Source organism: Bartonella sp. CL100XZDX (genome assembly GCF_042195375.1).
Taxonomy (GTDB): domain Bacteria; phylum Pseudomonadota; class Alphaproteobacteria; order Rhizobiales; family Rhizobiaceae; genus Bartonella.
In genome coordinates, this window is the sequence record NZ_JBHIOH010000045.1 from 205986 (window position 1) to 229339 (window position 23354).

21 protein-coding genes are annotated in these 23354 nt (G+C 35.4%); 9 read left to right on the top strand and 12 right to left on the bottom strand.

Annotated features, from left to right (window positions below; all coding sequences use genetic code 11):
* Positions 1–109: 109 nt before the first annotated feature.
* From rlmN to lptC, 6 genes are all read right to left on the bottom strand, one after another.
* On the bottom strand, positions 110–1336 hold the full coding sequence (gene rlmN / locus ACFILU_RS04800) for a 23S rRNA (adenine(2503)-C(2))-methyltransferase RlmN (protein WP_375674960.1): 1227 nt from the start codon (positions 1334–1336) through the stop codon (positions 110–112).
* Between the two features lie 42 nt (positions 1337–1378).
* Positions 1379–1882: an invasion associated locus B family protein gene (locus ACFILU_RS04805; RefSeq protein ID WP_273790192.1), complete on the bottom strand. Its 504-nt coding sequence runs from the start codon at positions 1880–1882 to the stop codon at positions 1379–1381.
* Between the two features lie 1841 nt (positions 1883–3723).
* Positions 3724–4188, bottom strand: a complete 465-nt coding sequence (gene ptsN / locus ACFILU_RS04810; protein WP_273790191.1) for a PTS IIA-like nitrogen regulatory protein PtsN — start codon at positions 4186–4188, stop codon at positions 3724–3726.
* 891 nt (positions 4189–5079) lie between these two features.
* The gene (gene lptB, locus ACFILU_RS04815; RefSeq protein ID WP_375674961.1) at positions 5080–5874 is read right to left on the bottom strand and encodes an LPS export ABC transporter ATP-binding protein; all 795 of its coding nucleotides are present in this window, start codon (positions 5872–5874) and stop codon (positions 5080–5082) included.
* Positions 5875–5880: 6 nt separating this feature from the next.
* Positions 5881–6480, bottom strand: coding sequence for an LptA/OstA family protein (locus tag ACFILU_RS04820; RefSeq protein ID WP_375674963.1), 600 nt, complete (start codon positions 6478–6480; stop codon positions 5881–5883).
* A 76-nt stretch (positions 6481–6556) separates the two neighbouring features.
* The gene (lptC, locus tag ACFILU_RS04825) at positions 6557–7201 is read right to left on the bottom strand and encodes an LPS export ABC transporter periplasmic protein LptC (RefSeq protein WP_273790187.1); all 645 of its coding nucleotides are present in this window, start codon (positions 7199–7201) and stop codon (positions 6557–6559) included.
* 183 nt (positions 7202–7384) lie between these two features.
* Here lptC and ihfB point away from each other — a divergent pair, with 183 nt between their 5' ends.
* From ihfB to ACFILU_RS04860, 7 genes are all read left to right on the top strand, one after another.
* Positions 7385–7663, top strand: coding sequence for an integration host factor subunit beta (ihfB, locus tag ACFILU_RS04830; protein ID WP_273790186.1), 279 nt, complete (start codon positions 7385–7387; stop codon positions 7661–7663).
* Between the two features lie 7 nt (positions 7664–7670).
* Complete coding sequence (locus tag ACFILU_RS04835) at positions 7671–7967, top strand: lipopolysaccharide assembly protein LapA domain-containing protein (protein ID WP_273790185.1); 297 nt, start codon at positions 7671–7673, stop codon at positions 7965–7967.
* Positions 7968–8140: 173 nt separating this feature from the next.
* Entirely contained in the window at positions 8141–9073 is a 933-nt protein-coding gene (locus ACFILU_RS04840) for a class I SAM-dependent methyltransferase (RefSeq protein ID WP_375674966.1), read from the top strand.
* Between the two features lie 2 nt (positions 9074–9075).
* Positions 9076–9930 (top strand): TrmH family RNA methyltransferase, encoded by an 855-nt coding sequence (locus tag ACFILU_RS04845; RefSeq protein WP_375674967.1) that lies wholly within the window; start codon positions 9076–9078, stop codon positions 9928–9930.
* On the top strand, positions 9920–10423 hold the full coding sequence (gene lspA / locus ACFILU_RS04850) for a signal peptidase II (RefSeq protein ID WP_375674969.1): 504 nt from the start codon (positions 9920–9922) through the stop codon (positions 10421–10423). The genes ACFILU_RS04845 and lspA overlap by 11 nt, the downstream gene beginning before the upstream one ends.
* Before the next feature lie 1126 nt (positions 10424–11549).
* Positions 11550–12323, top strand: coding sequence for a Bax inhibitor-1/YccA family protein (locus tag ACFILU_RS04855; RefSeq protein WP_375674970.1), 774 nt, complete (start codon positions 11550–11552; stop codon positions 12321–12323).
* A 112-nt stretch (positions 12324–12435) separates the two neighbouring features.
* Positions 12436–13299: an endonuclease/exonuclease/phosphatase family protein gene (locus ACFILU_RS04860; RefSeq protein ID WP_375674971.1), complete on the top strand. Its 864-nt coding sequence runs from the start codon at positions 12436–12438 to the stop codon at positions 13297–13299.
* Between the two features lie 5 nt (positions 13300–13304).
* Here ACFILU_RS04860 and polA read toward each other — a convergent pair whose 3' ends face one another.
* The 6 genes from polA to ACFILU_RS04890 form a co-directional block, all read right to left on the bottom strand.
* Complete coding sequence (polA, locus tag ACFILU_RS04865) at positions 13305–16214, bottom strand: DNA polymerase I (protein WP_375674973.1); 2910 nt, start codon at positions 16212–16214, stop codon at positions 13305–13307.
* 299 nt (positions 16215–16513) lie between these two features.
* Complete coding sequence (gene dnaQ, locus ACFILU_RS04870) at positions 16514–17221, bottom strand: DNA polymerase III subunit epsilon (RefSeq protein ID WP_273790178.1); 708 nt, start codon at positions 17219–17221, stop codon at positions 16514–16516.
* Positions 17222–17225: 4 nt separating this feature from the next.
* Positions 17226–17810 (bottom strand): dephospho-CoA kinase, encoded by a 585-nt coding sequence (coaE, locus tag ACFILU_RS04875; RefSeq protein ID WP_375674974.1) that lies wholly within the window; start codon positions 17808–17810, stop codon positions 17226–17228.
* The gene (locus ACFILU_RS04880) at positions 17807–18679 is read right to left on the bottom strand and encodes a shikimate dehydrogenase (protein WP_375674975.1); all 873 of its coding nucleotides are present in this window, start codon (positions 18677–18679) and stop codon (positions 17807–17809) included. The genes coaE and ACFILU_RS04880 overlap by 4 nt, the downstream gene beginning before the upstream one ends.
* Positions 18672–19268, bottom strand: coding sequence for a Maf family nucleotide pyrophosphatase (locus ACFILU_RS04885; protein ID WP_375674977.1), 597 nt, complete (start codon positions 19266–19268; stop codon positions 18672–18674). The genes ACFILU_RS04880 and ACFILU_RS04885 overlap by 8 nt, the downstream gene beginning before the upstream one ends.
* Positions 19265–20104, bottom strand: coding sequence for a pyruvate, water dikinase regulatory protein (locus ACFILU_RS04890; protein ID WP_273790174.1), 840 nt, complete (start codon positions 20102–20104; stop codon positions 19265–19267). The genes ACFILU_RS04885 and ACFILU_RS04890 overlap by 4 nt, the downstream gene beginning before the upstream one ends.
* Before the next feature lie 549 nt (positions 20105–20653).
* Between ACFILU_RS04890 and rho the strand changes: the two genes are divergently transcribed.
* A complete protein-coding gene (gene rho / locus ACFILU_RS04895; protein ID WP_015857121.1) occupies positions 20654–21919 on the top strand; it encodes a transcription termination factor Rho in 1266 nt (421 codons plus the stop codon).
* 31 nt (positions 21920–21950) lie between these two features.
* The gene (mnmE, locus tag ACFILU_RS04900; protein WP_375637274.1) at positions 21951–23258 is read left to right on the top strand and encodes a tRNA uridine-5-carboxymethylaminomethyl(34) synthesis GTPase MnmE; all 1308 of its coding nucleotides are present in this window, start codon (positions 21951–21953) and stop codon (positions 23256–23258) included.
* The last annotated feature ends 96 nt before the right edge of the window (positions 23259–23354 follow it).

The following is a 23354-nucleotide window of genomic DNA, read 5'->3' on the forward strand; positions in this document are numbered from 1 at the left end:
GACTGTTCGTCTAGCACTTATCCATCTTAATCTCTGTCTCACACATGCTATTATATGATGATTTACTGAAAAAAAGCATAGGCATCGATATCGCTGAAAATTGCGTTAACTAATGGCCAATGGCATTTTCAAGTCGTAACCGTTCAGATTTACGTAAGCGCTCTGAAGCTGATTTAAGCTGTCCACATGCAGCTAAAATATCGCGTCCACGCGGTATCCGAATAGGAGAAGCATAGCCCGCTTGATTAACGACATCAGCAAAACGCTCGATTTGCTCCCAATCAGAACACTGATAATTACTCCCTGGCCACGGATTAAAAGGGATTAAATTAATCTTAGCAGGAATCCCTTTCAATAACTGAATCAATCGCTTAGCATCATCTAAACTATCATTGATATCTTTCAGCATAACATATTCAAATGTGATTCGTTTTGCATTGGAAAGACCAGGATAATTACGGCAAGCCTCCATTAGTAAAGCAAGCGGATATTTTTTATTAATGGGAACAAGCATATCCCTTAGTGTATCGTGTACTGCGTGGAGTGAAATTGCTAACATAACACCAATTTCTTCTCCGGTTCGGATAATTCCAGGAACAACCCCACTAGTTGAAAGCGTAATTCGACGTTTTGATAAAGAAAGGCCATCGCCATCAGAGGCAATCAATAAAGCTTTTTTAACAGCTTCAAAATTATAAAGAGGTTCTCCCATTCCCATCATAACAATATTGGTAATTTTTCGTCCTTCAATGGGAACAATTGCTCCATCAGGGGTATTCTTATCAGGAAAATCACCCAAACAATCACGTGCAACCAATAGTTGTGCCAAAATCTCTTCTGCGGTCAGATTACGAACAAGCATCTGCGTTCCCGTATGGCAAAAAGAACAGGTTAACGTACACCCTACTTGCGATGAAAGACATAAAGTACCGCGTCCTTCTTCAGGGATATAAACCGTTTCAATTTCAACAGGTCTTCCAGCTCCATGTGCAGGAAAACGTAAAAGCCATTTACGTGTACCGTCTTTTGATATTTGTTCTCCAACAATTTCTGGACGCATAATGGAAAAATGACACTTAAGTGTTTCTTGCATTGCTTTAGAAATATTCAGCATCTCATCAAAATTTGAAACACCACGCACATAAAGCCAATGCCAAAGCTGACGCATACGCATACGCGTTTGATGCTCTGGTACACCAACTGTCTTTAAAGCTTGTATCATTTCATCTTGCGACAAACCAATTAAAGAGAGCTTAGAACTCTCCTTCACGACCACATTATCTGTTTTTCGTGCAAAACATGAACCAACTGGTCTAAGGTCATAGGAAATGGCCATTGCTTTCCAATTCACATCACTATTTTAGAAGTTATCGAAACCTTAATGGCACTTTTGAGCTGCGTTTAATGCAGCAGTGACCCCTTTTAAGGAATAAGTGTAGGTGGTATGCGTTCCTCTTTTTGATATCGCTTGCACTGTCATATTGTTTCCAGCACGTATAGCAGAAACAAGCTGCTTTTCTAGCTCTGATGACGCCAACCAAGCTGAGGAATCCTTCGTGAAAAAATTAAAGTCCTTATTTCCAATGGTCACTGTCACTCTCGATCCTTCTTGAAGCGTATAACCAGCCATAAACTGCGGTTCGAACGAAACAGGTGAATGAGAACGCTTGGTAATTAAGAAAAAATTATCACCATGATTAACCGTCGTTGGAAGAGCCTTCAAAGGTACCGATAACACATAGCAAATCGTATTTTGGGGCGATTTATAAGAATAGACCCCCCATGCTTCAAATTGATTTAAACGATTTGGCGTTTGTGCACACGCTGCCCCAGCTGTAACCAGAACCATTACAGATGCAGCAATAACAGTCTTTTCAAACATCTTTATTTAGCTCACTTCTTTAGTCTCTAACAAGATTCTCTTCATTGGAAAAATTCAAAAAAACCTCGATACTCATGTATCACTGTCCTAATTCTTCCAATAAGCAAAATATTTTCACACCAATCAAAATAGATCTCTACATTTCATTGTGACCTTTTAGGTGTTACCAAAATATAAACTTCTTATTCAATAACCACATTAAAAAATAACATTTTTATTTTATGCTACTCATTTCGTTTTTGTATAAAAAACGCTTTCTTTAAGCAATAGAACTTCAAAACGAAATGAAAATACACCACCACTCTGTTAAGAAATAAACTATACTCTTTAATATCACAAGAAATCTGCTGCAAAATTTTGCAAACACACCCTGACCTCCCCAAAAATTTCACAGCCTTGCGAATATCACTTCTCGACTTCACACAGTCAATACATTTATGTTCGTAAATACCTCACCTTTTATCCATTATAGTGCATTCATACTTCGTATTCAACATCGTTCCCATATCGCCTTTTCATAATCTTAAAAATATCTTAAAAAAATAATAGACTATTATCACTACATTGGTCATGAAACATAAAGTACTTAGATTCTGTCTCAACAACTACATGTAGCTTTGTTTCTTTTGCTCCTATTAACTCTTCCTATATATTTCATCTCCAATTTTTAAGTTCTAAAGTGATTCTAGTAGCTTATAATAGTTTAAACATATTATTTTAAATGTATTAGACAATTCCTTTCTTCCTGTTACCAAAAATGTTTTAAGAATTTTTTGACAAGTTCTCTTATCTTATTTCTCAGTAATTTATAACAAGAAATATAAAACTTTTTTCTATAGAAGTTCTAACATTACCGTTTTTTAAACAACATTTTAATCAATTAAAGACACTTGAATAAATCTTCTTATGCATAAAAACTCCTTCACCCAACCTAAAGGTATAGTTTTCATTTTTACCGTACAAAATTATTTTTTAGTATGAGCTCTATACAACAGCTGACATCTAAATCATACTTAATCACACTTTGCCAGCTTCCAATATTGCTACAGCCCTTGGCACTTGAGACGGTTCATAAGAAGCATTTTTACTCCTTGTCTTATACAGTCTTATCCACACGGCTTTCCTTGATTGTAATCGTGTAAGTGAATGGTTTTGATTGATTCAACATAAATAGGTTCGGCATGAGGGAATCTTATGAACTTCGGATCTCTCATTCAACATGTAAAACAGTAAATTATCTTTATAAATCAATATATTGACACACACAGGATACAATATCCCCTATTTTCTACTTGAATCTTAATAATATTATCCCTAAGTACCAAAATTTAATTTACTAAAAAATTCAATGCACGAATAAACTTTTCTATTGATTTCTGCCCCACCCTCAGAGGGTGAAGATTTTTAACCCAATTTGGTGTATAAGAAGTTTGGATTCTTGTTGAGTCGAGTTCCCCTTGCCTTTCCACTCATGTGATTCACTTAACTAAAGGCTCTACAGACAAATCCTGCTTAAAAATATTTACCACGCACTCTAAAAGCACTTAATATACCAAGAAGATTTCCAGAATTTATCTCACCACACCTCAAATGATAGTGTTTTTACAGTATAACAGGATAAAAGAATCCATGAACATAATAATTAGGTGCTTTAATATACGAGAACAAGAAAGGACAACTCCTTCGTTTTTGTTGCTTGCTCTTTAAAAAGAAGGTTCACTTAGAAATGATTTTTTTAAATCTCATGACATAACCTTTTGTTATTAGTCTTAAGATGCAAATTATATTATTTCCTACGCTCTGTGGTGCATACCTCGCAATTTATACGCTCATAATACCTTTTAAGCTGCATTTGATTCTGAAGTTTGAATCAATAAAGCATAAAGCGCATTGGCATTATGCGTATTGCGCAACTTTTGCACAACATCAGCATGGCGCAAAACACGTGCAATCTGAGATAAAGCTTTTAAGTGATCTGCACCAGCATTTTCAGGTGCCAAAAGGAGAAAAACGAGATCTATAGGTTCGTCATCGAGAGCTTCAAAATCAACAGGACTTTCAAGACGTGCAAATATACCAACAATCCGATCAATATCAGGTAATTTCCCATGAGGAATCGCAATACCACCACCCAAACCCGTTGAACCAAGCTTCTCGCGTTGTAAAACAACATCAAAAATTACATGCTCACTAAGACCTGTCAGCTTAGAAGCCTTTTCGGCTAAAATTTGTAGAACTTGTTTTTTCGAATTAGCCTTAAGAGCCGGAATGATCGCTTCCGGTGCTATTAACTCACTCAAATTCATACTTTAATTTTCCTCTTACACGCTCAAATGCTCATCAATAAACCTATAAACGGTATAGATACTTAATGTTCTTTCACTTTTCGCAACATCGCATGTGTTTTTATTTTTCAATTTATAACGGATGATAACTCAATACATGTCATATCACTTTTAACACAACAATAAATAGTATTTAGCTCCTCATTAACGGCATGAGAAAACAAAGAAATGAAGTTGTTCATAAAGTTAATTTCCTTACGACTCTAGAAAAGGTCATTATTCATAAATTTATTAAACTTGTCATAAGAATTGATGTATAATTCGCTATCAGAGTTTTTCTTTCCTTAAAAATGATCCCTTAAATTAAGATGAAAAGCATACTGAGCAAAATGGACCTTTACTTTGAAAATTACTGTATAGCTTGAATACCGCCTTATAACAAGAATATAAAGGTTTTTAGAGATTTAATGGTTATTTTAAAAGATTTATAGATTTAGCCTGATATCTGTAGTCAAGCTCCTATTTTTTAATAGGGCCATATAAACCAATAAAATACGACAACTCCTATTGAATAACCGGCGCTCCTATTAAAATACCTAAACCAGCATCATCGATATATTACAGAGAAAAATATGATAAACATCTCTTACCTTTCAATAACACACGCATTTATTGAGAGTTTCATTTATCACTCATTATCACGTTAATCTAGTGATATCTTTTCTATGATACAATCATGAGTAAGCTAAACTTATAAAAAAACAAACTAACTCTTTAATGATGAAGCTTTTTTCACCACTCAATAAAAACATTCTAAGGTTATAGTCATAAAAGAAGTTTTGGCATAAATAAGGAGATTTTCAGTAATAATGTTTGGTTAAACTTAAATGGAAACTCGTGAAAGCTGTAAAATCAAAGAGAAAACTGATTTCCTAAATAAATTCTGCGTACATCAACGTTGTTGATAATATCGTTAGGACAACCGTGAACTAACACCCGCCCTGTATGAATAATATAAGCGCGGTCGACAAGCCCTAATGTCTCACGCACATTATGATCCGTTATTAAAACACCAATGCCACGCTTCGTTAAATGACGAATAAGTTGTTGAATATCGAAAATAGCGATAGGATCAATTCCTGCAAATGGTTCATCAAGTAACATAAAATGGGGACGAGAAGCTAAAGCGCGCGCAATTTCAAGTCGCCGACGTTCACCTCCAGATAACGAAAGTGCAGACATTTTACGTAAATGATCAATTTTAAATTCATGTAAAAGGCTATCTAACTCTTCACGCTGTTTAAGGCGATCTTTTTCAACGACCTCTAAAACAGCTTTAATGTTATTTTCTACTGAAAGACCACGAAAAATAGACGCTTCCTGTGGAAGATATCCAATACCTAAACGCGCACGTCGATACATCGGAAGATGCGTAATATCAAATCCATCAATTTTAATGGATCCTCCATCAGATTTTATAAGCCCCGTAACCATATAAAAACAAGTTGTTTTACCTGCCCCATTGGGCCCTAAAATGCCAACGGCTTCTCCCGTACGAATGCCAAAAGAAACACCATTAACAGTTCGCCTTCCTCGATAAACTTTAATCAAATTACTGGCAATCAAGGTCCCTTTTAAGGTTTTTTTTGAAGCTTCACTTTCAAGATTATACCTATCGGTCTGTTTTTTTATTTTGATTCCAAACATGAAATCTTAATGACCATTCTTTTGATTTTGTTTTAAAATAATAGAAACACGACCTTTTTTCTTAGGTGTCTCACAACCTTCTAAAAAAGCCTTTCCGCTTTCCATATTTGCCGTTAGTTTGCACCCCGTTGCCACATTGTCACCATCAGTTAACACAACATGATTCCCTGTCAAACTCATCATTTTTGACTTTCCATCAAAAACGCCTTTATCACCCGTAGCAACTTGCGTAGCAATTTTTATATAAACTTTTCCTAAAGCTTCCATTTTTTGTATACTCGACGAACCAAATAAAGAAACAGATGATGCCTTTGTATTTTCCTGATTTTTATCAATTTCTTTATATGCTTTATCGTAGTAAACAACTAATTCTGACGTTCTTAAAAGACGTTCACCTTGCACCACTGAAACATCACCCTTAAAAAGCGCTATCCCTTCTTTATCACGTATTTCTAAAGAATCTGCATGAAGTTCTACCGGTTCTTTATCGCTTGATAGACTTATTCCAAAATGGGCCACTTCAGCATATCCCAAAACCGCTCCTCCTCCTAACATTCCCATGCTAAAAGCCAACATCACACCTATCCATCTTTTGTACGATTTCATTATTTCAATTCTTTTGTTTGTATATACACATACTTCTCTTTATAAATATCCTTTAAAGATTTGTATTGATATTGCGTTATTGCTTTTGAAGCACTAAATGCACTCCACCATGGAAATACATGTTTTTTCCTTTTTCTCGAATTTGTAAGGCGTTTGCGGCAAGATGAAAACCGGCTTGCTGAATATTAACACGTTGATCTGTTTTTAACTGTCCCTCGGATAAGTTAATACTAGCTGACATAAATTGTACCATCATCCCATCATTCGTCGTAATGGTGAATGGCTTGTCCAACTGTAAAAAACCATTAATGTTATCGTAAACCCCCCCTTGTGCTGCGAGAAAAATCTGTCTTTGTTGGCCCATAAATGCTCTAGCTGTAATGTTTTGCAACCCAATCATTCCAGCGTGTGTATGGTCTTGAAATGCCTTTTCTGCTTTAAGCCAATAAGGTTCATGAGCACGCGTATACCCTTCTAATTTTGGATTGAGCATCGTCAAATTCATCACGCCACTTTCTCCATTGTTCAAAGGCATAGAATCAGAAGTAATGGGAACCAAGAAAAACGTAAACCAGCAAAAAACCAGCGCTGAAATCAACGCTAAGAGAGGTAAAAAGATTTTTAATATGCTAATGCGACGCGAATGACGGGATGCTTTTTTTAAAACATCTCCACAAGATGATTGCGTTGAAAAGGCTTCATAATGATTGTGTACGGACATACTCTCCTGATCTCTTAAATACTCCGCATTTTTAATCTGTATAACCTTTATAGAAGGTATTTTCAAATTTTGTTTCTTGCAATTTGTTTTTTCTTGATTTTATTTTGCTTTTATCCGTTTATATATTGTAATATGCATGGAGTGCACAATTACAAAATTTTTTTGTGTGAAAGTGAGGCTATTGTGGTAAAATCAGAGCTTGTGCAAATTATCGCTCGTCATAACCCGCATCTTTTTCAACGGGATGTGGAGAATATTGTAAACGCTATTTTTGAGGAAATTGCAACAGCACTTGCAAATGGCAATCGCGTTGAACTTCGTGGATTTGGAGCTTTTTCTGTAAAAAGCCGTTCAGCCCGTAATGGACGTAATCCACGAACAGGTGAAGCTGTTTCTGTGGAAGAAAAGTGGATTCCTTTTTTTAAAACTGGCAAGGATTTACGCGACCGTCTTAATCAGTGAGAAACTTATGATAATTAAACGTATTCTTCTAACAAGTATCGGTGTGATTCTCGCAGCGGTTTTGATTGTTTTTATCGTGGCTAATCGTCAAATGGTTCCGTTAACCCTTGATCCTTTTCGAGCAAATCCTGAAAGTTTTACTTATCATGCTCCCCTCTTTATATGGCTCTTTATTTTCTTTGGTTTTGGTATTTTATTAGGAAATCTGATAAGTTGGTTTTCCTATCACAAATACAAAAAAGCTCTCAAAAAAAGTAAAGCCGAGATTGAAAAATTGAAAACATCTATCACAAATCTGGTGTAATGGTATTTAAATGAAATCTTTTTTCTTTAGTATTTTATATTCAGTACAGAGTTAAAAGTGCTCTTTTTCTTTTTTTATACATGTTTTAATTGACTTTAGCTTTTTTGCACTTTTACGAAACATTTAAGAGCTTTATAATATCTTTTTATACCTCATATACCGTGATACAAAACATGCCCGCACAATACTTTCAATCCTCCCATAACAATAGATATCCGCAGGAAAAGTTGCCCCTTATTTTAGAAACGGGTATAAGCGAAAACTATGCTCTCATTGATTCTGGTCATGGACAAAAATTAGAACGTTATGGAGCTTACCGCATTATTCGACCAGAAGGTCAAGCACTATGGAAACCCGCTTTACCTCAACAACAATGGGCTGATGTTGATGCTATTTTCACAGGAAACCTTGATGAAGAAGGGGTTGGGCGTTGGCATTTTCCTAAAAAGCCACTTGATGAAACATGGGCTCTTGCTTGGAATGGATTGTCTTTTCTAGGCCGTTTTACTTCCTTTCGTCATGTGGGTTTTTTTCCTGAACAAGATGCCCATTGGCGCTCTATGGAAGAACAAATTGTTCAAGCCAAACGCCCTATAAAATTGTTGAATCTTTTTGGCTATACAGGTATTGCCTCTTTGATTGGAGCACGAGCGGGTGCGAATGTTACCCATGTTGATGCTTCTAAAAAAGCCATTGCGTGGGCAAAAGCTAATCAAGAAAGAGCAAGATTACCAGATCATTCTATTCGCTGGATTTGCGATGATGCTATGAAATTTGTCGAGCGTGAACTGCGTCGTAAAAAAAGCTATGATATGATTCTTCTTGATCCCCCTGCTTATGGGCGTGGACCCCATGGTGAAATTTGGCAACTGTTTGATCATTTACCCGCCATGATTACAAATTGTCGTAAACTTCTCTCTGATAAACCGCTTTCTGTTGTCCTTACAGCTTATTCTATTCGTGCTTCCTTCTTTGCACTTCATGCTTTAATGCGTGATGCATTTGTAAATCTTGGTGGTACGGTCGAATCAGGAGAACTCATTTTGCGTGAAGAAGTTGCAGGACGTGCTCTTTCTACTTCTCTTTTTAGCCGTTGGATTGCTTGAATATGTGTAGACCCAAAACTGGCAGAGTGAAAGAAATTACCTCTCTTAGCAACCCCATCATAAAAGATCTTAAAGCACTTAGCCAAAAGAAAAACCGTAATAGAGAAGGTCTTTTCATGGCAGAAGGATTGAAATTGGTCATTGATGCTCTCAATCTTGGATGGACAATACAGACGCTTATTTTTTCTAAAAGTAAAATCGGTAATGCTACTATCGAAAATACTGCCGCACGTGCTGTAGCCAACGGTGGTTTTGTTATTAAAGCCTCACAAAAGGTTATGGAATCACTTACCCGACGCGATAACCCACAAACAGTTATTGGTATTTTCAAGCAAAAATGGCACTCTTTTGAAATGATAAAAGGACAGATTAAAGATGTTTACATCGCGCTTGATCGTGTGCGTGATCCTGGAAACCTTGGTACCATTATTCGAACCGCTGATGCTGTAGGTGCTAAAGGTGTTATTTTAATTGGTGAAACAACAGACCCTTTCTCGCCTGAAACGGTCCGTGCAACCATGGGATCTATTTTCTCTGTACCACTTTATCGTTTTGATGAAAGCGCCTTTTTAAACTGGTCTTCTCACTTTAAAGGTATGATCGTTGGAACACACCTCAAAGGATCTCTGGATTATCGCACACTTGACTTCAAAAATGGCCCTATTATCCTTTTAATGGGGAATGAAAAACAGGGATTATCAGATCTTCTTACGAATCGGTGTGATAAACTTATGCGTATTCCACAAAGCGGACGAGCAGACTCGCTTAATCTAGCTGTAGCAACAGCTGTTATGCTTTATGAAATCCGTCGCCCCTATTTAATACTGGAACCATGTGAGGAAAAACATGATTCGTAAATCACTCCCTTTTCTTCTCTTGGGCTTGGCTTTTACAGTAGTACTTGATCAAGCTGTCAAATACTGGGTTATGCACAATATGCCTTTAGGAACAGAAATTTCGCTTATTCCTTTTCTTTCCCTTTATCATGTGCGCAATTCTGGCATCGCATTTTCGTTTTTTTCTTCCTTTTCTCAGTGGGGAATCATCGCCATCACGATCATTGTGATTATCTTCCTTCTATGGTTATGGAAAAATACTGAATATAATAAGTATTTAATGCGCTTTGGCCTTATTTTTATTATTGGAGGAGCCATCGGCAATCTCATTGATCGTATTCGCTTTCATCACGTCACTGATTATATACTTTTTCATATTGATGATATTTTTTATTTTGCTATTTTCAACCTTGCAGATAGTTTTATCACTCTCGGTGTTATTGCCATCCTTATTGAAGAATTGCGTACTTGGATGAGAGGAAGCCGTCATTCCAATAGTACATCTTCTCATTGATATGTTCATTGCCTTAGAAAACAGAGATCTTTGATCATCACAAGTCTGATTACGCATTGATTTCTCTTAATCAATTCTTGTTGCTCGTCATTTCACGTGTTTCTCTTCATGGGACGATAAGATCTTACTTTCTTTTCAACTTCACATTTCTACACTTAGTTAGTGCAAAAGAAATGAACTCAAATAGAAATCAATATTTTTTATCCATGTGTCCTACATCATAATTTTTGAGGAGATATTTCACAGCATTTAAAGTTCCATTTATTTAATTAGAACAATTGCTTTTCGTATGTTTTTTAGTTTTTACAGATATCGTTTTTACAGAGCCTTTCTTAAGTGCTTCGTTTAAAAACTCTCCTTTTTTATTTTATATATTGTTTAATAAAAAACATTTTTTCAACTATTTTCAATGGTGCCTTGTTAAAGCAACATATTGATTATAAATATAAATTACCTTTTTTCATATTGAATAAAAGCCCTTAATAGCCTAAATCTCTTTTATTTGGAATCTGTTCATGTTGAATCCATAAAAACCATGTCTCTTGCAAGACACAAGCAAGTTAATAATCTTGATTGATTTAATATGAACAGATTTGAAACCAGAGAAGCTTGCGATATTCAGAGTATCATTTAGCATTCAAAAAGACAATTTATCATTATACATCAATATATTATATAAAAATCCAATTCAATAGCTCTTATAACCGTGCAAAACAGATGCAATATTGGAAGTTGAAAAATAGTGTGATGATACTTGCCACTCTTCTCATAAACACAAAAATAGTGAATATTTTATAAGGGATTGTATTACACAGTTTCTGTGAATAATAGAAAATTTTTTGAATGTAGTCTTTTTATCTTGCAAAAATATGGCAAAAAATGGAAATATTTTTTATTAAAATGAACTATTTCCTTACCAATTTGTAAGGTTCCTTCTTCATATAAATCTCTTGTAATTTTTAAATAAATCTCCATAATAAGAGCATATATGCTGGAATTCTGTCAGTGATTCTTAAGGGTTTTTGTATTTGCCCAATTAAGGCTTATACCAAGCTTATCTGTGTAATGACAGAGACACTTTTAAAGCCCTATACCTGACAGAACATATGCTAAAGGATTTTATATTATGGCTAATTTTAAAGATTTACGTTCGGCACCTGCTTCTCATGCCGATGCATCAATTGATCAGGGATTACGCGACTATATGTTGGGCGTCTACAATGCAATGGCCATTGGTTTGCTTATTACAGCTGCTGCCGCTTATGCAATTGTATCATTAGCAACGACAACAGATATGAGCCAAGCAGCAGCTCAAATCAATAGCAGTGTTTATCTAACACCACTTGGAGTAACATTTTATACATCACCATTCTCTTATATTGTTATGTTTGCACCACTCATAGCAGTCTTATTCCTCAGTTTTAAAATTAATACATTGAGCACAAATGCTGCTCGTAGTCTCTTTTTTGGTTATGCTGCTCTGGTTGGTCTTTCACTGTCTTCAATCGTTTTGCGCTATACGACAGAAAGTGTTGTGCAAACCTTTGTCATTTCCGCCGCAACTTTTGGAGCTCTTTCACTTTATGGATACACAACAAAGCGTGATCTCACAGCAATCGGTTCCTTCTTATTCATCGGATTGATCGGCTTGTTTCTTTCCATGATTGTGAACATTTTTCTTGGATCAAGCGCTTTGCAGTTTGCTATCTCTGTGATTGGTGTTTTTATCTTTGCTGGTTTAACAGCCTACGATACCCAGAGCATTAAGTTGATGTATTATGAAGGAGATGAAAGCGATACCAGAGGACGTAAAGTTATTATGGGCGCGTTGAATCTTTATCTTGATTTCATCAATATGTTTGTCTTCTTTCTACAGTTTCTTGGCTCAAACCGTGATTGATTGCAAAAATCATAACTTAATTAAAGAACCTTGTTTCTAAAAGAGACAAGGTTCTTTTGTTTTTAGTGTAAGTCTTTACCCTTGTCCTCTTAGGGACTATTCTTTTCGTAAAATGACAAAAATACCTTATAAGCAAAAATTCCCTTGGTTTACCGGTTTTATCCAACAAAAACTCCACAGCTCCCTTTTTAATGCAATTCACAGCCGCTCTCATCATCAATCAAACATCATCAATCAAAATAGTAATTATGATCTGACCGTTGCTTCCTATAATGTGCATAAATGTGTAGGTGTTGATAAAATTTTTAATCCTACAAGAATTGTCCGTGTTATTACTGAATTACAAGTTGATATTCTTGCTCTTCAAGAAGCAGATAAACGTTTTGGGGAACGCATTGGTTTGATTAATCTTCAGCTATTAAAAGCTGAAACCGGTTTGATTCCTGTACCTCTTAATACTATGTCACCTCATGGACATGGTTGGCATGGGAATGCTCTTTTTTTGCGAAAGGGATATGTACGTGATACTTTACAAGTCACTCTTCCTAGTATTGAACCACGTGGGGCTGTAGTTGTAGAGTTGGAAATGGCAGCAGGCCCTATTCGTATTATTGCGGCTCATTTTGGCTTATTACGTTACTCTCGTAAACAACAAACAAAAATGCTCCTTGAAATTTTCCAAAAACGCCCCCTTATGCCTACACTTCTTATAGGAGATTTTAATGAATGGCGGATGGGAAAAGGCTCATCGTTAAATCATTTTTCTCCCTATTTTGATAGCACTTTTGAAGTTGTACCAAGCTTTCCCTCTCGCTTTCCTTTTTTAGCCCTTGATAGAGTTTTTTCTTTTCCCCACCAATTGGTAACAAGTATTGAAAATCATCATTCACCGCTTGCACGCATTGCTTCAGATCATTTGCCTATCAAAGCCTATCTTAATCTTTCTAACGCAATCAACATTCTTAAAAATAAATAAAAAAATTAATGTGCCTCATCCCAATTTTGAGCTGTCATGACTTTTACTTCAAGCGGTACAGATAAAGATAGAACCGGTATTGTAGCATTTTCCATAACATTTTTAACAACAGTCATGGTTTTTTTACTTTCTTCTTCTGGTACTTCAAAAATCAGTTCATCATGCACTTGCAGCAACATTTTTGCTGATAGTTTTTCTTCTTTTAAAGCATCTTCCATATGTATCATAGCGCGGCGAATAATATCGGCCGCAGAACCTTGAATTGGAGCATTGATAGCTGCTCGCTCATTAAGAGAACGAATTTTTACATTCTTTGCTTTTATTTCTGGATAATGGATACGACGTCCAAAAATTGTTTCTACATAACCATTTTCACGTGCAAAGATTTTAGTTTTCTCCATATAATCTTTAATTCCTGGAAATCTTTCAAAATACAGTTGAATATAACGACCCGCTTCTTGGCGTGAAATTCCCAATTGATTGGCTAATCCAAAAGCTGAAATACCATAAATAATACCAAAATTAATCGCTTTTGCACGCCGTCGTATATCTGAATGCATTCCTTCTATCGCAACACCAAACATTTGTGATGCCGTTATAGCGTGAATATCATGCCCTTTAGCAAAAGCTTCTTTTAATGCTTTTATATCCGCAATATGTGCAAGAATGCGCAACTCAATCTGACTATAATCAGCAGAAAGTAACACACGTCCTTTGGGAGCAATAAAAGCTGTTCGGATTTTACGCCCTTCAGCAGTTCGCACTGGAATATTTTGCAAATTTGGCTCTGATGATGATAACCGACCTGTTGATGTTATTGCCAAAGAATAATTCGTGTGAACTCGCCCTGTTTTTGAAAAAATATAAGAAGGCAAGGCATCTGTATAGGTAGATTTTAGCTTTGCAAGTTGACGCCACTCAATAATTTTACGCGGTAAAATATGACCTTCAGCAGCCAACTCTTCTAAGGTCTGTGCAGAAGTTGACCATTGTCCACCCTTAGTTTTGGCGCCTCCAGGCAATCCCATTTTGCCAAAAAGGATATCCCCTAATTGCTTTGGCGAAGCAATATTAAACTTTTCATCAGCTTGTTTATAAATTTCCTCTTCTAGAATCAAAGCAGCTTGTGCCAACTCTCCGGAAAGACGCAATAAAATCTGCCTATCAATAAGAATCCCCCGTTCTTCCATTCTTGCAAGAACTTCTACAAGGGGTCGATCAAGACGCTCATAAATTTTTGTCATCCCACGAGCAACAAGTTGCGGTTTCAATACTTGCCAAAGGCGTAGCTTTATATCAGCATCTTCTGCCGCATAAAGGGTTGCTTGTTTTAAATCTACTTGTGCAAAAGAAGTAATTTTTTTTCCGTTATGCGTTAAATCTTTATAGGCAATTGGTTTATGCTCAAGCCAACGTTCAGACAAATCATCCATATTATGGGTTAAAGTTCCAGCATCAAAAGCATATGATAAAAGCATGGTGTCGTCAAAAGAGCTTATCATAATGTCGTATTGCTTCATCACCAACCAATCATATTTTATATTATGACCAATTTTTAACACCGCTGAATCTTCTAATATCGGTTTTAAAAGTGCTAAAGCTTTTCGGGCCTCAATCTGTGAGGCAATGCGCCCGCCCCTCAAAAGGTCCTCTTCTCCTTCATCAAAATGTTCAAGAGGTATATAAGCTGCTTTTTCCGGCTGTAATGCAAGTGAAAAACCAACAAGCTTTGCTTGCATCGGATCAAGAGATGTTGTTTTAGTATCAAAAGCGAAAAAACCCTGCTCCTGTGCTTGTGATAACCACTCTTTTAAAATTTTCTCATCAAGAATTGTTGTATAAGCAGCTCTTGTAATTTTTTGAGTCAGCGCTTGATCTTTACGTTTTTGTGCAAAAACTTGTGGAGAATTTTCAGAAAAACTATGAAGAGATGCGTGCTCAGTATTCTTGATCTCAGAATCATGCCTGGGGCTTAGTTTTTCCCATTCAACATCTATATCAAGTGCGTCAATAACAGCTGCATCGCATGACGTTGCCTCTGCCACGCGACGCGTTAATGTTGAAAACTCCATCGCTTTCAAAAAAGCAATTAAACGTGGACCATCTTGTGGCTCCAAAACAAAATCATCTAAATCATTATCTATAGGAACATCTGTTTTAAGCCTGACAAGTTCACGAGACATTTTAACTTGTTCTCTATAAGCTTGAATGTTTTCACGCCGTTTTGTTTGTTTAATTTCTGTTACGCGTTGCAATAAAAGATCAAGAGAACCAAATTCATTTAACAACTGAGCTGCAGTTTTTGGACCAATGCCTGGAATACCCGGTACATTATCTGTTGAATCTCCAATTAATGCTTGTAAATCAATCATTTTTTCAGGCGCAACACCCCATTTTTCTATAACTTCTGAGATACCTATATGCTTATCTTTCATTCCATCATACAAAGATACATGCGTATTTACGAGTTGCATAAGATCCTTATCAGAAGAAATAATGGTTGTTTTTGCCCCAACCTTTGTTGCAAATTTTGCATAGGTAGCAATTAAATCATCCGCTTCAAAGCCTTCCTTTTCAATACAAGGCAAATTAAAAGCCTTCGTTGCTTGGCGTATTAGCGCGAATTGAGGAATTAGATCTTCAGGAGGTTCAGCGCGATTCGCTTTATATTCAGGATAAATTTGTTTCCGAAAAGTATCAGATGAATAATCAAAAATAACAGCAAAATGTGTTGGAACAACACCCGTAGCTGTATTACGAGCATCACATAGTAATTTCCATAACATATTGCAAAAACCAGCTACTGCTCCTACAGGAAGTCCATCCTTTTTACGTTTTAAAGGCGGCAAAGCATAATAAGCACGAAAAACATAGCCTGATCCGTCAACCAAAAAAAGATGATCTGTTGCTTTCATTACAATTTTTTCTCCATTTCAGCTAAAAAAACAATTTGTCCTTATATATTTTTTCACTTTGCCTCTAAAAAGCCATTTTTTCTTTTCATAAGACATGAAGTCGTTGCACTTTATATTAAGTACCTAGAGCTTTTCTTTGCTGTTACAGGATTAATAGCTTTCATTTTGCTCCTCCTATGATAGCTGAGGTACGATGTAGCGACAGGGTCGTTGTGGTGTTCCCCTCCCCACAACGACCGTTTTTTTTGACATCGATATTCTTTAATTTCAATCGTGACTTTTTTAGAGAAAAGATGATGTTATTCATGAATTTTGAAATTATTCCACAGAGCTTTTTCACCCATTTTGTAGATAAAATCAGCGTGTAACTTTTTTTCTTGCGTACTCAATCTTGAAGGTAAAGCCTGTGGGCGAATTTTAACGGCATAAGATGTATCTTTATCATTCTGGATATGTTCATCAACACCCCTTCTGTTATCAAAACCCAATACACCTTGTTTTCCACCGATAAGCTCAATATAAACATCGGCTAGAATCTCTGCATCAAGCAAAGCACCATGAAGAACACGATGGCTGTTATCAATTCCAAAACGTTTGCATAAAATATCAAGAGAATTAGGACCCATAGGAAATTTACGCCGCGCCATAGCCAGTGTATCAAGAATATTATCAACACTGATAAGCGGTTTGTTGACACGTTTTAATTCTGCATTAATAAAACCAATATCAAAACTCGCATTATGCGCAATCATTGTCGCGTCTTTGATAAATTCCAAAAATTCATCAACAATATCACTAAAACTTTTCTCGTTTTTTAGGCGTTCATTGGTTAATCCGTGAATTGCTACAACTTCATCAGGAATAATAACGCCTTCAGGGTTTAAATAAACATGAAATTGGCGTCCTGTGAGATAACGATCAACCATTTCTACACAACCAATTTCGATTATGCGATCTTTTTCTTTATCTAAACCTGTTGTTTCTGTATCAAAAATAATTTCCCGCATAACTTCAATTCTTTAGTTTTTTTATTACATCAAAAACCTGTTGACGTGTATTCTCTAAATCTTTCCCTGTATCAATAATAAAATCAGCACGTTCTCGTTTTTTTTCATCTGGCATTTGTTGAGCATTGATAAAGGCAAATTTTTTCTCATTCATACCTTGGCGAATCATGACACGTTCTTTTTGTATTTCTGGTGGAGCAGAAACAACAATAACGCTATCCATACGACTTTCACCATTTTTTTCAAACAAAAGTGGAATATCAAGAATAACGAATTTTTTCCCTTGTTCACGCGCTATATCAATAAATTCCCTTTCTTTTTCTTGCACCAAAGGATGAATTATTTTTTCTAATGTTTGTAATTTTTCTTTATCATCAATCAAAATTTCAGAAAGTTTCAAACGGTTAACTTCACCGTTTTCAACAACACCAGGAAAAATACGCTCTATGAATGACAAAGCTGGCTCACTTTTATAAAGCTGTTTTACTGCTTCATCAGCACTAAAAACAGAAATACCCGCTTGCTTGAAAAAATCAGCAACTGTTGATTTTCCCATAGCAATTGATCCCGTTAATCCTATGATCTTCATTCTCTTTTTTCACTCATATCCTCTAAAATAGCTGTCCGTAAAGCTTTTGTTACCTGTGGTCTTATTCCAAACCACTGTTCAAACCCTATAACAGCCTGATGTAGAAGCATCCCAAGCCCATCAACCGTCTTGAGATCACAAGCCTTTGCTTGTTGTAAAAAAGGAGTTATCAATGGTGTATAAATAATATCTGTTACTAACGCCGTTTTTTTTGCTTTATGAAAATCGCAAAAAAAAGAATCACTTTTTTCTTCTGGATTTTTTATACCAATAGAGGTTGTATTAACAATCAAATCAGCTTGATGAAGTATTTCATGGATTTTATGCCAATCGTAAACTTTAATGATTTTTCCAAAATGCTGAGCTAAATTATCAGCACGTTGTTTTGTACGGTTAATCAGATAAATCTGTTCAAATCCGCGTTTTTTTAAGGCATATATGATAGCGCGTGCGGCACCACCTGCTCCAAAAACAAGAGCTGTTTCCCCTCCCCAATCAGATATAAAATCATCAAGATTAGCGCTAAAACCATAGGCATCGCTATTCGTGGCACAAAGCTTATCTCCTTCATACCAAAGTGTATTAACAGCACCAATCATTGTTGCTCTCTCATCTTTATAATCTGCTAAACGAAAAGCTTCCTGTTTATAAGGTAAAGTAACATTTCCTCCACAAAAGCCTATTTTTTGTAAAGACGCAATAAAATGACTGAATTCTTCAGATGTTACTTCTTGTGCAATATATTCTCCTTGTAAACCATATTGTTTAAGCCAAAAATTGTGAATTTTTGGCGATTTTGAATGATGAATTGGAGAACCAACAACAAAAGCACGCGGATAATTTGTCTTTTTTATTGTTAAGTCAACCATCAATAATTCCTAAGTGGCGCAGTTTTATGAGTAGAGGAAGCAAAGGTAAACCAACAATGGTAAAAAAATCTCCATCAATTTTTTCAAAGAGATGAATCCCTTCTCCTTCAATTTGATATACTCCCACGCTGTTTATAACATCTTTTCCTACGCGTGCTAAATAACGTTCAATAAATTCTGACGAGAGCAAACGGACGGACATATGTGCACTAAAAGCTTCAACCCAAATTTTTTGACCATTTTTAAATAAAGCTACCGCACTATGAAGAGAATGGGTTTTTCCTGATAACTCACATAAACGTTGATGTGCTTCTTTAATATTTGTTGTTTTATGAAAAACTTGACCTTTCAAATCAAGAACTTGATCACAACCAATAACGAAAGCATCAGGAAAACGATCTGAAACATTTTTTGCTTTTGCGCTCGCAAGAAAACAGCTGAGTTCTTTAGGTGTTTTTTCTTTTGCTTTTTTTTCTACTTCTCTTTCATCAAAAGAAGCTCCTTCAATGGAAAAATTTAAACCTGCTTTTTTTAATAATTTTGCACGATAAAAACTAAGAGATGCTAATATTAACGTATCTGCGTTCATGAGAATTTTCTCTCATTTCCTTCACGAAATCGTGATAACAGTTCAAATATTGCAGCAGCAGTTTCTTCAATAGAACGTCTTGTGACATCAATAATAGGCCAACCAAAACGTTCGCAAATGCGTTTTGCATAGATTAATTCTTCAGCTATGTTGATACGATTTGTATAATTATCAAGAGCAAAACTTTCTCCCAAATCTCGATTTTGGCGGATATGTGAGATTCTTTCAGCTGAAGCAATTAAACCAATAATTAAAGAATTTTTTGCCTCTAAAAGGGATTCTGGCAAATCAATATTAGGAATAAGAGGAATATTAGCCGTTTTTATTCCGCGATTTGCTAAATAGATACTTGTTGGCGTTTTAGAGGTTCTTGAAATTCCCACAAGAATCACATCTGCTTCGGATAAGCTACTGGAAGACTGTCCATCATCATGCTCTATTGTAAAATCCAGTGCCTCAATACGGCGAAAATAATCCGCATTAAGATCATGTTGTGCGCTCGCACGTAAATGTGTTGGCATTCCAAGGTAAGACTGAAAAGCATTTAAAACAGGATGTAATATATCAATACAGGGAACTTTTATTTTTTTACACATTTTTTGAAGGAGAAGTTTAAATTCTTCATCAATCATTGTGTAAAGAACAATACCTGGTTCTTGTTGTATTTCATCAAGAGCTTTTTGTAACTGTATTCTATTACGAATCATAGGATAGATATGCTCTGTTGCCTGACTCATTGCATATTGCGATGCTACAGCTCTTCCAACAGAGATTAATGTTTCTCCCGTTGCATCAGAAAGCATGTGTAAATGAAAGAATTTTTTTTCTTTTGTCACAAAAATTTTAACTCCTTGTTAAGACATGTGTATATATCTTCACCATTTTTTATAAAACTAAAATTTAGGAAAAATTCTCCTTTTTTATGCACAAATTAAATGCTTGTGATAATTTAATCCCTCTTATAAAAAAAGAGGGGATAATATCTTTAAGATAGTGTTATTTTTATTCTTTTTTCACTTCCTTTTGTGGATAAAATTGAGGATAAATAATAATCCACACTAAACACAGTTATAAATAAGAATAATCCTTTCTTTAATATAAATTTATTAATATTAATTTCTGTAAAAATACTTTTGAATAGCGTTTCATTAATGCTATAAATTTAACTCACATTTTTGTTATTAAAATAATTAAATACTATTTGGATTTTATATTTTTTCAAGTTTTTCATATAATTACTTAATATTACAGGAATAAATTTCATATAAATGGTACTTGCAGATTAAAAAAATTGAGTGTAGAATATTTTTTTCTTAATAATATTTCACTCATAAATTTCCATAAATTATTTAGAACAATCTTCTCCATTACAAAGAGCATATTTCATGCAAAAAATGAAACTACAAGAACTTAAAAGCAAAAATCCCGTTGAGCTTGTTTCTTTTGCTGAAACATTAGAAGTTGAAAATGCCTCCCTTATGCGCAAACAAGAATTAATGTTTGCTATCTTGAAAAAACTTGCTCTACAAGACGTAGAAATTATAGGAGAGGGTGTTGTTGAAGTTTTACAAGACGGATTTGGATTCTTGAGATCTGCTGATGCTAATTATCTTCCTGGTCCTGATGATATTTATCTTTCACCTGCACAAATACAGTCGTTTTCTTTAAAGACAGGTGATACAATTGAGGGTCCTATACGCAGTCCAAAAGAGGGAGAACGTTATTTTGCTCTCCTTAAAATTAATACAATTAATTTTGAAAAACCTGAAAAGATTCGTTATAAAATTCACTTTGATAATCTTACTCCTCTTTATTCAAATGAACGTTTCCAAATGGAAATACAAGATCCTACAGAGAAAGATATGTCATCACGCGTGATTGATTTGATATCTCCATTGGGAAAAGGACAAAGAGGGTTAATTGTAGCTCCTCCTCGGACGGGAAAAACAGTTTTACTTCAAAATATTGCTCATTCTATTACCACTAATCATCCTGAATGTTATCTCATTGTTCTTTTAATAGATGAACGACCAGAAGAAGTTACTGATATGCAGCGTTCAGTGAAAGGAGAAGTGGTTTCTTCTACTTTTGATGAACCAGCAATACGTCACGTACAAGTGGCAGAAATGGTCATTGAAAAAGCCAAACGTCTCGTTGAATATGGGCGTGATGTTGTTATTCTTCTCGATTCTATTACACGTCTTGGGCGTGCATATAATACAGTTGTTCCTTCTTCGGGTAAAGTTTTAACAGGTGGTGTGGATGCAAATGCTCTCCAGCGTCCAAAACGTTTTTTTGGTGCAGCACGTAATATTGAAGAAGGCGGATCTTTAACCATTATTGCAACGGCTTTGATTGATACAGGAAGTCGTATGGATGAGGTTATTTTTGAAGAATTTAAAGGAACAGGTAATTCGGAAATTGTTCTTGATCGAAAAGTTGCTGATAAGCGTATTTTCCCTGCTATGGATATTTTAAAGTCAGGAACGCGTAAGGAAGAACTTCTGGTAGAACGACAAGATTTACATAAAATTTTTGTTCTTCGTCGTATTTTAGCATCTATGAATGTAACAGATGCAATTGAATTTTTGATTGATAAATTAAAGCAAACAAAAAACAATAGTGAATTTTTTGATTCAATGAATACGTAGAGTCATTAAAGTTTTTATTAGGATAAAACCTGTGGATACAATCTTTGCTGTTTCGAGTGGATTGTTACCTTCAGGGGTTGCAGTCATTCGGCTTTCTGGTCCTCATGTTGTAGATATAGTTAAAACGCTTTGTGGTCGTTTACCTAAAGCACGTTTTATGCATTATGGAAATCTTACTGCTCGTGATGGTAGTTTTTTAGATTCTGGTTTAACTGTTTTTTTTCCTGCTCCTCATAGTTTTACGGGGGAAGATTGTGCAGAATTCCATTTACATGGAGGAAAAGCCGTCGTTAATCGTTTTCTCGATGAATTATCGACATTTTCTGGATGCCGTATTGCAGAGGCAGGTGAATTTTCACGTCGCGCTTTTATGGAAGGAAAATTAGATCTTGTTCAAGCAGAAGGTCTTGCTGATTTAATAGAAGCAGAAACGGAAAGCCAACGGCGTTTAGCTGTTATGGGTACAAGTGGACATTTAACGACGCTTTATCGTGATTGGCGTCATAAGCTTATGAAGGCACGTGCTTTTATTGAGGCAGAACTTGATTTTGTTGATGAAGCAGATATTCCCAACGCAATATCTGATAAAGTTTGGAAAGATATTGAAGATCTTTGTACCTCTCTTCGAGAATATATTACTGAAGGAGAGCGTGCGAGTATTTTACGTGATGGATTAAAAATTGTTATTGCTGGTGCTCCTAATTCTGGAAAATCAAGCATTATGAATCGTCTTTCAGGAAGATCTGTTGCTATTGTAACGGAAGAAGCAGGAACAACCCGTGATGCTTTAGAAATGAGAATTATTCTTGGTGGTTTACCTATTTTTTTAACGGATACTGCTGGTTTTAGAAAAACAGAAAATAAAATAGAACAGATGGGAATAGAAGTTGCTAAACAGCATGTTATGGAAGCTGATTTGGTTATTTTGGTTTATGATATAGAAAATCCTAAGCAGGTTGATTTACCAGAAACATCGGCTGAAATATGGTGTGTTGGCAATAAGCTTGATCTTTATGAAAAAAATGATCAGCGTTGGTCTATACAATTTTCCGCATTAACTGGTTTAAATTTTGATTATTTTATAAAAGAACTTGAATCATTTTGTCATCATCGTGCTTCTGAAATTGGAAATATTGTTCCAGCACGTAAAAGACAACTTCAATTGTTAAAGGAGGCTGTTAAAGAGATTGAATTTTCTCTTAATTATCATTCTCTTGATCTCAGTTTACGTGCAGAACATCTCCGTTGTGCAAGTGATTTTCTTGGTAAAATTACAGGAGATATTGATGTTGAAGATTTGCTTGATATTATTTTTTCAGAATTTTGTGTTGGTAAATAATGATTCACGTGAAACATTGATTATTTCATAGACAGATTATAAAGATTATGTAATTTATATATTGTTTCACGTGAAACCTTAGAATATTTTCTACGG

What these genes read in the sequence shown, in the direction of transcription:
- coaE (WP_375674974.1), bottom strand. Translation starts at nt 17,810, where the DNA reads ATGAAGATCATAGGATTAACGGGATCAATTGCTATGGGAAAATCAACA.
- rlmN (WP_375674960.1), bottom strand. Translation starts at nt 1,336, where the DNA reads ATGGCCATTTCCTATGACCTTAGACCAGTTGGTTCATGTTTTGCACGA.
- ACFILU_RS04840 (WP_375674966.1), top strand. Translation starts at nt 8,141, where the DNA reads ATGCCCGCACAATACTTTCAATCCTCCCATAACAATAGATATCCGCAG.
- rho (WP_015857121.1), top strand. Translation starts at nt 20,654, where the DNA reads ATGCAAAAAATGAAACTACAAGAACTTAAAAGCAAAAATCCCGTTGAG.
- ptsN (WP_273790191.1), bottom strand. Translation starts at nt 4,188, where the DNA reads ATGAATTTGAGTGAGTTAATAGCACCGGAAGCGATCATTCCGGCTCTT.
- ACFILU_RS04855 (WP_375674970.1), top strand. Translation starts at nt 11,550, where the DNA reads ATGGCTAATTTTAAAGATTTACGTTCGGCACCTGCTTCTCATGCCGAT.
- dnaQ (WP_273790178.1), bottom strand. Translation starts at nt 17,221, where the DNA reads ATGCGGGAAATTATTTTTGATACAGAAACAACAGGTTTAGATAAAGAA.
- ACFILU_RS04820 (WP_375674963.1), bottom strand. Translation starts at nt 6,480, where the DNA reads ATGAAATCGTACAAAAGATGGATAGGTGTGATGTTGGCTTTTAGCATG.
- lptC (WP_273790187.1), bottom strand. Translation starts at nt 7,201, where the DNA reads ATGTCCGTACACAATCATTATGAAGCCTTTTCAACGCAATCATCTTGT.
- ACFILU_RS04885 (WP_375674977.1), bottom strand. Translation starts at nt 19,268, where the DNA reads ATGAACGCAGATACGTTAATATTAGCATCTCTTAGTTTTTATCGTGCA.
- ACFILU_RS04835 (WP_273790185.1), top strand. Translation starts at nt 7,671, where the DNA reads ATGATAATTAAACGTATTCTTCTAACAAGTATCGGTGTGATTCTCGCA.
- lspA (WP_375674969.1), top strand. Translation starts at nt 9,920, where the DNA reads ATGATTCGTAAATCACTCCCTTTTCTTCTCTTGGGCTTGGCTTTTACA.
- lptB (WP_375674961.1), bottom strand. Translation starts at nt 5,874, where the DNA reads ATGTTTGGAATCAAAATAAAAAAACAGACCGATAGGTATAATCTTGAA.
- polA (WP_375674973.1), bottom strand. Translation starts at nt 16,214, where the DNA reads ATGAAAGCAACAGATCATCTTTTTTTGGTTGACGGATCAGGCTATGTT.
- ACFILU_RS04860 (WP_375674971.1), top strand. Translation starts at nt 12,436, where the DNA reads ATGACAAAAATACCTTATAAGCAAAAATTCCCTTGGTTTACCGGTTTT.
- ACFILU_RS04845 (WP_375674967.1), top strand. Translation starts at nt 9,076, where the DNA reads ATGTGTAGACCCAAAACTGGCAGAGTGAAAGAAATTACCTCTCTTAGC.
- ACFILU_RS04880 (WP_375674975.1), bottom strand. Translation starts at nt 18,679, where the DNA reads ATGGTTGACTTAACAATAAAAAAGACAAATTATCCGCGTGCTTTTGTT.
- ACFILU_RS04805 (WP_273790192.1), bottom strand. Translation starts at nt 1,882, where the DNA reads ATGTTTGAAAAGACTGTTATTGCTGCATCTGTAATGGTTCTGGTTACA.